Annotated in this window: 13 protein-coding genes and 1 pseudogene; 6 read left to right on the forward strand and 8 right to left on the reverse strand. The window is 69.0% G+C overall.

Annotation, left to right across the window (positions count from 1 at the left end; all coding sequences use genetic code 11):
* The 4 genes and pseudogenes from A9W96_RS18475 to A9W96_RS18490 form a co-directional block, all read left to right on the forward strand.
* Positions 1-326: pseudogene (locus tag A9W96_RS18475) on the forward strand (TetR/AcrR family transcriptional regulator); the annotation flags it as partial.
* Positions 316-1,269 carry an ABC transporter ATP-binding protein gene (locus A9W96_RS18480; RefSeq protein ID WP_066871265.1) on the forward strand — a complete coding sequence of 318 codons (954 nt, stop codon included), beginning with the start codon at positions 316-318 and terminating at the stop codon, positions 1,267-1,269. The pseudogene A9W96_RS18475 and the gene A9W96_RS18480, both read left to right, overlap by 11 nt.
* A complete protein-coding gene (locus A9W96_RS18485; RefSeq protein WP_156765307.1) occupies positions 1,266-2,903 on the forward strand; it encodes an ABC transporter permease in 1,638 nt (545 codons plus the stop codon). Before A9W96_RS18480 ends, A9W96_RS18485 begins: the two co-directional genes overlap by 4 nt.
* 7 nt (positions 2,904-2,910) lie before the next feature.
* Positions 2,911-3,585, forward strand: a complete 675-nt coding sequence (locus A9W96_RS18490) for an isoprenylcysteine carboxylmethyltransferase family protein (RefSeq protein ID WP_066871259.1) — start codon at positions 2,911-2,913, stop codon at positions 3,583-3,585.
* Between the two features lie 325 nt (positions 3,586-3,910).
* Here the strand turns inward: A9W96_RS18490 and glgC are convergent, their stop codons facing one another.
* Positions 3,911-5,125 (reverse strand): glucose-1-phosphate adenylyltransferase, encoded by a 1,215-nt coding sequence (glgC, locus tag A9W96_RS18495; protein ID WP_066871256.1) that lies wholly within the window; start codon positions 5,123-5,125, stop codon positions 3,911-3,913.
* A gap of 170 nt (positions 5,126-5,295) precedes the next feature.
* Between glgC and glgA the strand changes: the two genes are divergently transcribed.
* Positions 5,296-6,459: a glycogen synthase gene (glgA, locus tag A9W96_RS18500; protein ID WP_066871254.1), complete on the forward strand. Its 1,164-nt coding sequence runs from the start codon at positions 5,296-5,298 to the stop codon at positions 6,457-6,459.
* Between the two features lie 29 nt (positions 6,460-6,488).
* Here the strand turns inward: glgA and A9W96_RS18505 are convergent, their stop codons facing one another.
* The 7 genes from A9W96_RS18505 to A9W96_RS18535 form a co-directional block, all read right to left on the reverse strand.
* Positions 6,489-6,662 carry a DUF3117 domain-containing protein gene (locus A9W96_RS18505; RefSeq protein ID WP_003878471.1) on the reverse strand — a complete coding sequence of 58 codons (174 nt, stop codon included), beginning with the start codon at positions 6,660-6,662 and terminating at the stop codon, positions 6,489-6,491.
* 166 nt (positions 6,663-6,828) lie between these two features.
* Complete coding sequence (locus A9W96_RS18510; protein WP_067141923.1) at positions 6,829-7,410, reverse strand: DNA-3-methyladenine glycosylase I; 582 nt, start codon at positions 7,408-7,410, stop codon at positions 6,829-6,831.
* Positions 7,407-7,766 (reverse strand): DivIVA domain-containing protein, encoded by a 360-nt coding sequence (locus A9W96_RS18515; protein WP_066878965.1) that lies wholly within the window; start codon positions 7,764-7,766, stop codon positions 7,407-7,409. Before A9W96_RS18515 ends, A9W96_RS18510 begins: the two co-directional genes overlap by 4 nt.
* A 59-nt stretch (positions 7,767-7,825) precedes the next feature.
* Positions 7,826-8,842 (reverse strand): glucosyl-3-phosphoglycerate synthase, encoded by a 1,017-nt coding sequence (locus A9W96_RS18520; protein ID WP_067141925.1) that lies wholly within the window; start codon positions 8,840-8,842, stop codon positions 7,826-7,828.
* Entirely contained in the window at positions 8,839-9,663 is an 825-nt protein-coding gene (folP, locus tag A9W96_RS18525; protein WP_066871241.1) for a dihydropteroate synthase, read from the reverse strand. The genes A9W96_RS18520 and folP overlap by 4 nt, the downstream gene beginning before the upstream one ends.
* A 159-nt stretch (positions 9,664-9,822) precedes the next feature.
* Complete coding sequence (fadD6, locus tag A9W96_RS18530) at positions 9,823-11,601, reverse strand: long-chain-acyl-CoA synthetase FadD6 (RefSeq protein ID WP_067141928.1); 1,779 nt, start codon at positions 11,599-11,601, stop codon at positions 9,823-9,825.
* Positions 11,602-11,674: 73 nt separating this feature from the next.
* On the reverse strand, positions 11,675-12,238 hold the full coding sequence (locus A9W96_RS18535; protein WP_066871236.1) for a TIGR00730 family Rossman fold protein: 564 nt from the start codon (positions 12,236-12,238) through the stop codon (positions 11,675-11,677).
* Positions 12,239-12,455: 217 nt separating this feature from the next.
* Between A9W96_RS18535 and A9W96_RS32725 the strand changes: the two genes are divergently transcribed.
* On the forward strand, positions 12,456-12,944 hold the full coding sequence (locus tag A9W96_RS32725; protein ID WP_231999736.1) for a hypothetical protein: 489 nt from the start codon (positions 12,456-12,458) through the stop codon (positions 12,942-12,944).
* Positions 12,945-13,028 lie beyond the last annotated feature (84 nt).

Consider the following 13,028-nt stretch of genomic DNA (forward strand, 5'->3'; position numbering starts at 1 on the left):
GCGGCGACCTGGCGAACATGTTGTGGCGCAGGATGATTGACAACGCCGAGGAATACATGGCAGAAGGCGTGCGCGCCGGGACGATCAAACCCAGCCGAGACCCCAAGGGGCGGGCCAGGTATTTGGCCATCACCGGCGGCGGCGGCTTCCTCCTCTACATCCAAATGCATGAAACACCAACGGATTTGCGGGCAGTGCTGCGCGACTACTCGCGCGACATGATTTTGCCCGCGCTCGAGGTCTACACCGAGGGCCTGCTGACCGACCGGACCATGTACGACGCATTCCTGGCCGCCGAAGATCAAGGAGGATCTGATGCCGACTGAAAACGCCGACGGATTCGCACCCATCGAGATCCGGGGTCTGACAAAGAATTTCGGCGCGGTTCGGGCGCTGGACGGCCTGGACCTCACGGTGCGGGAGGGAGAGGTCCACGGGTTCCTCGGGCCCAACGGCGCCGGGAAGTCCACGACCATCCGCGTCCTGTTGGGCCTGGTGAAAGCCGACGGCGGCAGTGTGCGGCTGCTCGGCGGCGACCCGTGGACACAGGCCGTCGCCCTGCATCGCCACATCGCTTACGTGCCAGGCGATGTGACGTTGTGGCCGTCGCTGACCGGCGGTGAGATTATCGACCTGCTGGCCCGGATGCGGGGTGGCATCGACAAGAAGCGCCGCGCCGAGTTGATCGAGCGCTTCGACCTGGACCCGCACAAGAAGGCGCGCACCTACTCCAAGGGCAATCGCCAGAAGGTCTCGCTGATTTCGGCCTTCTCGTCCCATGCCAGGCTGCTGCTCCTCGACGAGCCGAGCAGCGGCCTGGACCCGTTGATGGAGAACGTGTTTCAGCAATGCGTGGCCCAGGCCCGCGACCGGGGCACGACGGTGTTGTTGTCCAGCCACATCCTGGCCGAAACGGAAGCGTTGTGCGAACGGGTGACGATCATCCGGGCCGGCAAGACCGTCGAAAGCGGTTCGCTGAGCTCGATGCGGCACCTGAGCCGCACCTCGATCAAGGCCGAGATGACCGGCGACCCGGGCGATCTCAGGCGGATCAAAGGCGTCGAGGACATCAGCGTCGAGGGCAATACGCTGCGCGCCCAGGTCGACAGCGAAAGCCTCGGTGAGCTCATCCGCGTGCTCGGCGACGCCGGGGTGCGCAGTCTTGTCAGCCAGCCGCCGACCCTCGAGGAGCTTTTCCTGCGCCATTACGACACGTCGGGCGGCGACGGTCGGCACGGACGCGATGCGGCAAAGGTTTCGCTGTCATGAGCACGTCAACGCTGGACCGGCCGTTGGCATCACGCGCGCCACGTGGTGGTTCACACTTCTCCGGAACGCTCTCGATGCTGCGCCTCTACCTGCGCCGCGACCGGATCTCGATGCCGCTGTGGGTGTTGCTGCTGTCGGTGCCCCTGGCCACCGTTTACGTCGGCAGCATCGAGAAGGTCTACCCCACCGCGTCGGATCGCGCCGGGTTCGCGGCCGCCATCATGGCCAGCCCGGCCCAGCGCGCCCTGTATGGCCAGGTCTACAACGCCAGCCTTGGCGCCGTGGGCATTTGGAAGGCCGGGATGTTCCACGTGCTGATCGCGGTGGCGGTCATCCTCACGGTGATCCGGCACACGCGCGCCGACGAGGAGAACGGGCGGACCGAGCTGGTGGACTCGACCGCGATCGGCCGCTACGCCGCCCTGAGCGCGGCGCTGCTGCTGTCGTTCGGAGCGTCGGTTATCACCGGGGTGATCGGTGCGGCCGGGTTGTTGAGCACCGATGTCCCGGCCGCCGGGTCGCTGGCCTTCGGGGCGGCGCTGGCCTGCTCCGGCCTGGTGTTCACCGCCGTCGCGGCGGTGGCCGCGCAGCTTTCGCCGAGCGCCCGGTTCGCCCGCGGCGCCGCGTTCGCCGTGCTGGGTACCGCGTTCACCCTGCGTGCCGTGGGCGACGCCGGTGACGGCACGCTGTCGTGGCTGTCCCCGCTGGGGTGGTCGCTGCTGGTCAAGCCGTATGCCGGTGATCGGTGGTGGGTGCTGCTGCTGCACCTGGTGACGACGGCCGCGCTGACCCTGCTGGCGTATCGGCTGCTGGCCGGCCGTGACGTCGGCGCCGGGCTCATCGCGGAGCGCCCGGGTCCCGCCGAGGCCGGACCGACGCTGGGCGATGCGTTCGGGCTCACGTGGCGGCTGGACCGCGCCGCGCTGCTGTTATGGACCGTGGGCCTGTGTCTGTACGGCCTGCTGATCGGCAGCGTGGTGCACGGCATCGGCGACGAGCTGGGCGACAGTGGCGAAGCGCGCGACATCGTGGCACGAATGGGCGGCACCAGCGCGCTCGAGGAGGCGTTCATCGCCGTCGCGTTCGCCATGATGGGCATGGTGGCCGCCGCGTTCGCCGTTTCGCTGACGTTGCGGTTACACCAGGAAGAGTCGAGTCAGCGAGCCGAAACGGTGCTTGCCGGTGCCGTCTCGCGAACCCGTTGGCTGGCAAGCCATTTGGTGACGGCGCTCGCCGGATCCGCGGTGGCGATGCTGGCCAGCGGGCTCACCGCGGGCGTCGTCTACGGCGTCGCGGCGGGCGATGTCGCCGGCAAGCTGCCGATGGTCGTTGCCAGCGCCGCCGTCCAACTGCCCGCGGTGTGGCTGTTGTCGGCCGTGACGGCCTTCCTGTTCGGCGTCGCGCCGCGACTGACGCCGGCGGCCTGGGGTGTGCTGGTCGGCTTCGTCGCCCTGTATCTGATCGGGTCGCTGGCCGGGTTCTCGCAATGGTTGGTCGACGCCGAACCGTTCGCACACATCCCGCGGATCGGCTCAGATTTCACCGTCGTACCCCTGTTATGGCTACTCGCCATCGACGTAGGGTTGATGATTCTGGGTGCCACGGCTTTTCGGCGCCGCGATCTACGCTGCTAGGAGCGCGATGAAGACCGGAATCCGGGTAACGGCGACCTCCCTCTGGGGCATCCTCTCGTGGATCCTGATCCTGCTGCTGCCGGCGGGCACGCTGCACTATTGGCAGGCCTGGCTTTTCATCGCGGTGTTCACGGTGGCCACCATCGTCCCCACCGTTTACCTGGGCCGGACCAATCCGGCGGCCCTGCAGCGCCGCATGCGCGCGGGCCCGCGGGCCGAGCCCCGCAAGGCGCAGAAGTTCATCATCACCGGCTCGTTCGCGGGCCTGTTCGCGACCATGGTGTTCAGCGCGCTCGATCATCGGTTCGGCTGGTCGTCGGTGCCGCCCTGGCTGTCGGTGCTCGGCGACGTGCTGGTGGCGACGGGGCTCGGCATCGCCATGCTGGTGATCGTCCAGAACAGTTATGCCGCCGCCACGGTCACTGTGGAAACGGGCCAGACGGTGGTCTCCCACGGCCTCTACAGATTCGTGCGGCACCCGATGTACGTCGGAAATGTGATCATGATGATCGGGATCCCCTTAGCGCTCGGCTCCTACTGGGGACTGCTCTTCGTCATCCCCGGCACCCTGGTGCTCACGCTGCGCATCTTCGACGAAGAAAAGTTGCTGAACCGCGAACTGCCCGGCTACCCCGAATACGCCGAGCGGGTCCGGTACCGGCTGGTGCCCCACCTCTGGTAGCTCCCCGGGCCGGCCGTTTAGGGTAGTAAGCCGAACGGCCGCCGGCCCGCACCCGTTGGCGCGCAATGTATCCGGGCGGCGCCGGCACGCTGACGCCCCGGAGCCGTCATCAGATCCCGGCCGCGCGGGCTTCGAAACGCGTTGCGGCACGGCATCTTTCATCTGGACCCTTTTCCAGGACACCGAGCTGACCGGCCCGATGGTGACCCGGCTGGGGTCGAACTCAGCGGCTGTGCCGACGCCAACCTTTTCGTGGGATTGGCAAAGTGGCGATGCGGCGTTCGTCGGATTCGAAGGGTCCTATGGCTATCCCGGAGATACCAGGCTAGATCCAGACGCCCTTGCCCACCGCGACCACGCCGCCGGCGCTGATCGCGAAGCGCTCCCGGTCCTTTTCCAGGTCGACGCCCACCATCTCGCCCGGCCCGACGACGACGTTCTTGTCCAGGATCGCGTGGCGCACCACCGCGCCGCGGCCGACCCGGGCGCCGGGCATGATCACGCTGCCCTCCACGATCGCGCCGTCGTCGACCACCACGTTGGACGACAGCACCGAGTTGCGCACCGAGGCCGCCGAGATGATGCTGCCCGCACCCACCACCGACTCCTGCGCCGAACCGCCGTTGACGAACTTGGCCGGCGCCAGGTTCTCCGACTCGCCCCGGATCGGCCAGCGCTTGTTGTACAGGTTGAACACCGGGTGCACCGACACCAGGTCCATGTGCGCATCGTAGAAGGCGTCCAGCGTTCCGACGTCACGCCAGTAGGCCCGGTCTCGATCGGTGGCCCCGGGCACCTCGTTGTCGTTGAAGTCGTAGACGGCGGCCATCCCGTCGGCGACCAGACGCGGGATGATGTCGCCGCCCATGTCGTGATCGGAGTGGTCGTCGTCGGCGTCGGCGCGGATCGCGTCGATGAGCACCTTGGTGGTGAAGATGTAGTTGCCCATCGACACGAACGTCTGCTCGGGGTCGTCCGGGGTTCCCGGCGGATCCAACGGCTTCTCCACGAAGTTACGAATGCGGCCCGACTCGTCGGAGTCGATGCAGCCGAACGCGGTGGCTTCGCCGCGCGGCACCCGGATGCCGGCGACCGTCGCGCCGGCGCCGCTGTCGATGTGGAACCGGACCATCTGCTCGGGGTCCATCCGGTACACGTGGTCGGCGCCGAAAACGACTATGTAGTCGGGGTCTTCGTCATAGATCAGATTGAGTGACTGGTAAATCGCGTCGGCCGAGCCGGTGTACCAGCGGGGGCCGAGGCGCTGCTGGGCGGGCACCGGCGTGATGTACTCACCGGCCAGGCCGGACAGCCGCCAGTTCTGCGAGATGTGACGGTCCAGTGAATGCGACTTGTACTGGGTGAGAACGCAGATGCGCAGATACCGGGCGTTGACGAGATTGGACAGGACGAAGTCGATCAGCCGATAGGCGCCCCCGAAGGGAACGGCGGGCTTGGCGCGGTCCGCGGTCAGCGGATACAGCCGCTTGCCCTCACCGCCGGCCAGGACGATGCCCAGCACGTGTGGCGCTTCCCTCATGGTGTCAAACCTATCGGCCGTGGCCAAGGGCTGCCAGGGGGCACGGTCGATTGGCGGAGTTCTGTGCGGCTGTCCGTCAAGGTATTTGGCCGCGCACACGCCGAAGACCGCCCGGACGTTGTGGCCAACCCGACTCGCGGCCGCCCTCGCTCGCGAACTACCGTGCGGGTATGCGGGTGGCGATGATGACGCGGGAGTACCCACCGGAGGTCTACGGGGGCGCGGGGGTACACGTCACCGAACTCGTCGCCCAGCTGCGCCGGCTGTGCCCGGTCGACGTGCACTGCATGGGCACGCCTCGCCCGGGCGCGTACGTGCACCAGCCCGACCCCCGGCTGCAGGGCGCCAACGCGGCGATGTCGATCCTGTCGTCCGATTTGATGATGGCCAACGCGGCATCGGAAGCCAGCGTGGTGCATTCGCACACCTGGTACACCGGCATGGCCGGGCATCTGGCCGCGCTGCTGTACGGGGTCCCGCACGTCCTGACCGCGCATTCGCTCGAGCCGCTGCGCCCGTGGAAGGCCGAGCAACTCGGTGGCGGCTACCGCATCTCGAGCTGGGTCGAGCAGACCGCGGTGCTGGCTGCCGATGCCGTCATCGCGGTCAGCACCGCGATGCGCGAGGACGTGCTGCGCGTCTATCCCGCACTGGATCCCAGCGCCGTGCACGTCATCCGCAACGGCGTCGACACCGACGTCTGGTATCCGGCCGGGCCGGTGCAAACCGGATCGATGCTCGCCGAACTGGGCGTCGACCCGGCCCGGCCCATCGTGGTGTTCGTGGGCCGGATCACCCGGCAGAAGGGACTGGCGCACCTGGTGGCGGCCGCCCACCGGTTCAGCCCGGAGGCGCAGGTGGTGTTGTGCGCCGGCGCCCCCGATACCCCGGAGATCGCCGAGGAGATTCGTGACGCCGTGGCCGGCCTGGCCCGCAGCCGCACCGGGGTGTTCTGGATCCGCGAGATGCTACCCATCGGTGAGCTACGCGAAATCTTGTCGGCGGCATCGGTTTTCGTGTGCCCGTCGGTGTACGAGCCGTTGGGGATCGTGAATCTGGAGGCGATGGCCTGCTCGACCGCGGTGGTGGCCTCCGACGTCGGCGGAATCCCGGAGGTGGTCGCCGACGGGATCACCGGGACGCTGGTGCATTACGACCCCGACGACGCTCGGGGCTATCAGGCCGGACTGGCCGCAGCGGTCAACGAGCTGATCGCCGACCGCGAAAAAGCGCAGCGCTATGGCAAGGCAGGACGCCAGCGCTGCGTCGAGGAGTTCTCCTGGGCCCACGTCGCCGAGCAGACCCTGGAGATCTATCGGAAGGTGTGTGCGTAGCGCCGCCGACATCCGTTCGGCGGCAAGCTCTAGCTGGAGCTCGTGACGCCCTTGAGCTCGTCACCGAGGGCAGCGGCTTCGTCCGGCGTCAGTTCGACGACCAGTCGACCGCCTCCCTCAAGTGGTACCCGCATCACGATGCCGCGCCCCTCCTTTGTTGCTTCCAGAGGACCGTCTCCGGTCCGGGGCTTCATCGCCGCCATCGAGTACTCCCTCCAGATTCGAGCTGGCCCGCCCGTGCGGACCTGGTCGGCGCCGAGCAAGCCCCGCCAGCGAACTTCAAGCCATGCCCGGCATCGAACTGCCTTATCACCCCCCCATTGTTCCCTATCCAGGTCACCACTTGTACAAAGACCCGCATCTGTGTGCTCAGCGGGCTGTTGCGGGCACCCAGCAACCGCGGATATGGTCGTCGACCATCCCGGTCGCCTGCATCAGCGCATAGGCGGTGGTCGGGCCGACGAAACGGAACCCGCGCCGCTTGAGTTCCCGCGCCATGGCCTTCGATTCGTCAGTGGCCGAGGGGATTTCGGACGGGTCGGCCGGCCGGTTTCGCGGCGACGGCGCGAAGGACCACAGCAGGTCCGCCAGGTCCGCCGCGGTGCCCAGTTCAGCGGCGGCACGCGCGTTGGCGATGGTCGCCTCAATCTTGGCGCGGTTGCGCACGATTCCCTGATCCGCCAGCAGCCGCTGCACGTCGGCGTCGGTGTATGCGGCGACCTTGGAGATGTCGAACCGGTCGAACGCGCGCCGGAAATTCTCCCGTTTCCGCAGAATGATCAGCCAGGACAGGCCGCTTTGAAAGGCCTCCAGGCTCATCCGCTCGAACAACGCGATCCCGTCGCGTACCGGTTGGCCCCATTCGCGATCGTGGTAGTCGCGGTAGAGCTCGAAATCGGGTCCCGGCCGCCCGGTCGCCCAACTGCAGCGAACCAGCTCGTCTTCACTCACACTGAGTCCTGACGATCCTCGCCGTCGTCGGGTTCCCCGGATTGGTTTTCGGCGTCTTGCCCGGCGGCCGGCGCGGCGTGCACGGCGGCCAGCTGGCCGCGCAGCGCCTCGAGCTCCCGCGCGAGCCGGTCCAGCACCCAGTCCACTTCACTGGTCTTGTAGCCGCGCAGCACCTGGGTGAACTTGACCGCGTCGACGTCGGAGCCGGTCACCCCGAACGCGGGCAGCACGGTGGCCGTCGTCCCGCGCGGCAGGGGCGGCAGCTGCTCGCCGCGACCGAACAACAGGCTGGCCGCGCCGAACAGGACGATCGCCACCAGCACCAGAACCACCAGGTACAGCAACACCAACGCCACGGGATCGATACTGCCCTATGCCACCGACACGGCGGCGGTCAGCGTGACCCCGCGCGGGCCTACCGGGGCCTGATCGCCTGCATCGGGGGCCGGTCCGCCAGCGACACCGGCGAGGTGCGCTGGGTGTAGCCGTGTCCCTCGGGGCCGTCGGCGACGAACTGGGTCAGCCCGACGCCGGAGTCCGGGATACCGCAGCGCGAGAGCAGGGTGGCGATGATCTGGCGGCTCATCACGCCCAACTCGGCCAGGGGCCGGTTGCGATGCGCCCGCACCCCCAGATTGACCTGGGCGATCGCCTCCAGACCCAGCCGGTCGAAGGTGTCCACCAGCAGGCCGATCTCCACGCCGTAGCCAGGCGCGAACGGCACCGACATCAGCAGTTCCCGGGTGGCCGCGTACTCCCCGCCGAGCGGCTGCAGGATGGACCCCAACTCGGGCCGCAGCGCCGAGAGCAACGGCCGGGCCACCAGCTCGGTGACCCGCCCACCGCCGGTGGCGCTGACGTCGCCGCCGACGTCGCCCACGTCGCTGAGCTCGCTGCCCCGCAGCGGCCGGCGGTAGAAGCTCTTGACCAGGTGAACGCCGTCGCCGGTGAGCAGCGGGCCGACCAGCCACGGCACGAACATCGGGTGCGGATTGATCAGGTCGGAGTCGACGAACACCACGATGTCGCCGCTGGTGGCCGCCAGCGAGCGCCACAGCGCCTCGCCCTTTCCGGGGCGTATCGGCACCTCGGGCAGGGCCTGCTCGCGGCTGACGACGCGTGCGCCGGCGGCGACGGCCCGGATCTCGGTGTCGTCGGTGGAGCCGGAGTCCAGCACGATCAGCTCGTCGACCAGCCCTCCAGAATCCCGGAGCAGCGGCGAGATGCTCTCGATCACCGACGCGATGGTCTCTTCCTCGTCGAGGGCCGGCAGCACCACCGAGATGGTCCGCCCGGCCTTCGCGGCCTCCAGTTCGGCGATGGTCCAGCTCGGGCGGTTGCGCCTGTCGTTGGCCAACCACACATCGCCGGGCCGGGCGGCGAGCACCCTGTCGTTGGCCAGATCGCCGGCGAACAGGTCCGATGCCGTCATGCCAGCCCCCTCACCGTGCGCGTCGGGGGGCGCGTGCCCTGGATCGAGGCCACCATTTCCAGCACCCGGCGGGTGGCCGCGACCTCGTGGACGCGAAACATCCGCGCACCGGCCGCGGCCGCGAGCGCGGTGGCCGCCAACGTCCCCTCGAGCCGCTCGGTCAATTCCACACCCAGAGTCTCCCCGACGAAGTCCTTGTTGCTCAAAGCCATCAGCACGGGCCACCCGGTATTAACGAGATCGCCCACGTGACGCAACAGCAGCAGCCCGTGAAACGTGTTCTTGCCGAAGTCGTGGGTCGGGTCGATCAGCACCCGGTCGCGGGCCACGCCGCACGCCACCGCCCGCTCGGCGGCGGCGGTGACCTGGGCGATGACGTCGTCGACCACGCCGCGGGTGGTGGTCCCGTAGTTCACCCGGAACGGGCGGGTGCGCGGCAGCGCGTTGCCGGTGTGCGAACACACCAGGCCGGCACCGAACTCCGCGGCCACCTCCGGCAGCGCGGGGTCGATGCCGCCCCAGGTGTCGTTGATCAGGTCCGCGCCGGCCGCACAGGCCACCTTGGCCACCTCGGCGCGCCAGGTGTCGGCGCTGATCAGCTGGTCCGGATAGGCGTCGCGTAGCCACTCGATGAACGGCACCAGCCGGGCGATCTCGGTGTCGGCGTCGACCTCTTGACCGGGGCCGGCCTTGACGCCGCCGACGTCGATGACATCGGCTCCCTCGGCAACGGCCCGGTGCACCGCCGCCCTGGCGGCCTCGTCGCTGAACGTCGCCCCCCGGTCATAGAACGAGTCCGGGGTGCGGTTGACGATCGCCATGATCAGCGCGCGATCGCCGGCGACCGGGCGGCCGCACAGAGTCGATCGGCCGGCTGGCGCCGACGGTGTCGATCGGCCGGCTGGCGCCGGCGGTGTCGGTTGCACACGTACATGGTGCCCGGTCGCCGCCGTGCGTGCGGCCCGGGGACCGCCGACGGCTTACGGGCGCTTGCCCTCGGCCACCTCGTCCGGGTACCCGTCGTAGAACGGCACGTAGCCCTCGTCGCGCCCGGCCAGCACATAGAGCGGGTCCTTGACGTCGGGCCCGTAGGCCTGTTCGCGCAGCTCCACCTTGCGGCTCTTGAAGGTCGTGGTCTGCTCGATCGACTCCACCACCCGCACGAACAGCGGCAGCGCATAGGCCGGCAGCTGCTCGTAGACGGCGCGGGCCAGCGACTTCCCGTCGAACTCGGCGCCGCCGCGCAGCTTGACCGCGGCCATCCCGGCGCGACCGCCGGTGCGCGGCACCTCGACGCCGAACACCGTGCAGTCCTCGACGGAGTCGTCGGACGCCAGCGCCGCCTCGACCTGCGTGGTGGCCACGTTCTCGCCCTTCCAGCGGAAGGTGTCGCCGAGCCGGTCGACGAACGCGGCGTGCCCCAGACCCTGCGGGCTCATCACGTCGCCCGTGTTGAACCAGCAATCACCCTCGCGAAAAGCGTTGCGCACCAACTTCTTTTCGCTCGACTCGGGGTCGGTGTAGCCGTCGAAGGGCTGCAGCCGGTTGACCGGACTGAGCAACAAACCGGGCTCTCCGGCCGGCACGCGACGCACCCGCCCGTTCTCGTCACGCAGCGGGGCGCCGGTGTCGGGGTCGTACTCGACGTAGGCCAGCGGCATGGGGAAGATGCCGGTGGAGCGGGGCACGTTGAAGACGTTGATGAACGCGGCGTTGCCCTCGCTGGAGGCGTAGAACTCGCACACCCTGGCGATGCCGAACCGCTTGGTGAACTCATCCCAGATCTCGGGGCGCAGGCCGTTTCCGGCGATCACCCGCACCTTGTGCGCGCGGTCGGTGGGCTTAGCCGGCTGGTTGAGCAGGTACCGGCACACCTCGCCGATGTAGATGAACGCCGTGGCCTCGTTGGCGATCACTTCGTCCCAGAACTTCGACGCCGAGAACGACTTGCCCAGCGCCAGCGTCGCCCCCGAGTTGATGACCGACGACAGCGCCACCGTCAGCGCGTTGTTGTGGTACAGCGGCAGGCAGCAGTAGAGGGTGTCGGAGCTCTTCAGCCGCAACCCGATACCGCCGAACGCGGCGAGCGCCTTGAGCCACCGCAGGTGTGTCATGACGCTGGCCTTGGGGAAACCCGTTGTGCCCGAGGTGAAGATGTAGAAGGCGGTGTCCCTGGCATGCACCGCCGACGCCGAAGCCGGGTTGGTGGCCGGGGCGCTCACCGCGAACCGCTCCAGGTCCTCGACGGTCAACGTCTCGGTGCTGCCCGCGCCGCCGCACTCGGCGACCGCGCTGACCAGGTCGGCCTCGGCGATGAGCACCTTGGCGTCCAGTAGGCCGAGGCTGTGCGCGAGCACCTCGCCGCGCTGGTGGTAGTTGAGCATCCCGGCAACCGCGCCGCATTTGACCGCGGCCAGCATGGCCAGCACGGTGTTGGGCGAGTTGCGCAGCATGATGGCGACGACGTCGCCTTGGCCGACACCCCGCGCGGCCAGCACGGCGGCATACCGGTTGGCGGCGGCGTTGGCGTCGCGGTAGGTCAGTTGCTGATCGCCCATGCGCAGGAAGATCCGGTCGCCGTAGCGGGCGGCCCGGTCGGCGAACACCGTGCCGATCGATTTCTTGGAGCCCGGCTGGGCCAGCAGCCCGGTCATCGCGCCGCGCACGATCACCGGCAGGTCGGCCAGCACGGCCGGCGCCCGCATTGCGACGTCGGTCAGTTTGACCGCCGTGCGCGCTCCCCCGTCACGATCGGACACGTGATCCCCTCGATTCGTTTCCAAAGTCAAGCTCGGCGGACAGCCTAGTAGGGGTGGCAAACCGGGGGCGGCCTCAGCCGGGCGCGCACGCTTCCAGCGCCGCACTCACCTTGTCGACCAGCGTCAGTCGGTCCATCGCCGCCTGGGAGACGTAACCGCTGTCCAGCAACGCGCACAGCCAGGTCCACAGCCCCTCGTAGTGGCCGAAGGGATCCAGCAGCACGATGGGTTTGTCGTGCAGGCCGAGGAAGGCCGTCGTCCACGCGTCGAGCAACTCGTCGAGGGTGCCGATGCCGCCCGGCAGGACGACGAACGCGTCGGCACGGTCTTCCATGGCCTGCTTGCGCTCGTGCATGGTGTCGCTGACGATCAGCTGGTCGGCTTCGTCGTCGGCGATCTCGCGGCGCATCAGGATTTTAGGGATGACGCCGACGGTGCGGCCGCCGCGGGCGCGCGCCGCGGTCGCGACCGCACCCATCGCCGACACCCGGCCGCCGCCCCACACCAGCGTCCAGCCGCGCTCGGCGATCGCCTCGCCGAGTTCCGTAGCGACGCCGAGCAATTCGGGGTGTTGCGGGCCGGATGCGCAGTACACACACACCGACCACTCGCCTGATGAATCGCGTTCGCCGGGCATATCCGCTAAAGGTAGACCAACGGCCCGACACCCGTCATATCTGGGCCTTTCGCCCTGCCGCGCGGGTCGCACGCCATAAAATTCGGCGGTGCCGATTCGATGGAACGTCCCCCAACATGCGACGGCCTCGGAGCGGCTCGATGCGGCCTTGGCCGGCGGCGCCCGCGGAGCGGTGGTGGTGGGGCCCGACGGCGTCGGCAAATCCACCCTCGCCCGGGTGGCCGCCGAGCGTTTTGCCGAGCGCAATCCCAGCACGCTCATCCGCTGGGTCACCGGCACCCCCACCGAACGCGCGGTCCCGTTCGGGGCGTTCAGCCACCTGGTGGAGATCACCGACCTCGGCAAGCCCGCCGCGCTGCTGCGGGCCGCCCGGGCATCGCTGGGCGGTGACGACCTGCTGCTCGTCGTCGACGACGCCCAACACCTGGACGTGCTGTCGGCCACCGCGCCGTCACCGGCGAGCGCGGTCAGATTGGTGACCGAGAGCGGCTCGGCGACGGCGAGGTACTCCAGCACCGACCGCGCCGCGGCGGGCAGCTCGGCGAGGAAGGTATCGATCTGCGCCGGGGCGCTCGCCCCGCCCGGCGGCTCGATGTCGATCCGGGTGAGCAGGTCGTCACCCCACAGCGCCGCGATCGCCTCGGGAGCGGAGTCGGCGCGGGCGGTGACGATGAGCCGTCCGGCGCCGTCGCGCGCCAGCTGGTAGACGAGGGTGGCCGACAGCACGTCCAGGTGTTGGGCGTCGTCGACGACGAGCAGCAGGTCGTCACCGCCCAGCGATGCCCGGGCG

Origin of the sequence: Mycobacterium sp. 1245852.3, from assembly GCF_001669335.1 — a bacterium.
In the GTDB taxonomy this organism is placed as follows: domain Bacteria; phylum Actinomycetota; class Actinomycetes; order Mycobacteriales; family Mycobacteriaceae; genus Mycobacterium; species Mycobacterium europaeum_A.

Bases quoted from the DNA above. Each gene is read 5' to 3' on its own strand.
- A9W96_RS18480 (WP_066871265.1), top strand. From the start codon at position 316: ATGCCGACTGAAAACGCCGACGGATTCGCACCCATCGAGATCCGGGGT.
- A9W96_RS18485 (WP_156765307.1), top strand. From the start codon at position 1,266: ATGAGCACGTCAACGCTGGACCGGCCGTTGGCATCACGCGCGCCACGT.
- A9W96_RS18490 (WP_066871259.1), top strand. From the start codon at position 2,911: ATGAAGACCGGAATCCGGGTAACGGCGACCTCCCTCTGGGGCATCCTC.
- glgC (WP_066871256.1), bottom strand. From the start codon at position 5,125: ATGAGGGAAGCGCCACACGTGCTGGGCATCGTCCTGGCCGGCGGTGAG.
- glgA (WP_066871254.1), top strand. From the start codon at position 5,296: ATGCGGGTGGCGATGATGACGCGGGAGTACCCACCGGAGGTCTACGGG.
- A9W96_RS18505 (WP_003878471.1), bottom strand. From the start codon at position 6,662: ATGGCGGCGATGAAGCCCCGGACCGGAGACGGTCCTCTGGAAGCAACA.
- A9W96_RS18520 (WP_067141925.1), bottom strand. From the start codon at position 8,842: ATGACGGCATCGGACCTGTTCGCCGGCGATCTGGCCAACGACAGGGTG.
- folP (WP_066871241.1), bottom strand. From the start codon at position 9,663: ATGGCGATCGTCAACCGCACCCCGGACTCGTTCTATGACCGGGGGGCG.
- A9W96_RS18535 (WP_066871236.1), bottom strand. From the start codon at position 12,238: ATGCCCGGCGAACGCGATTCATCAGGCGAGTGGTCGGTGTGTGTGTAC.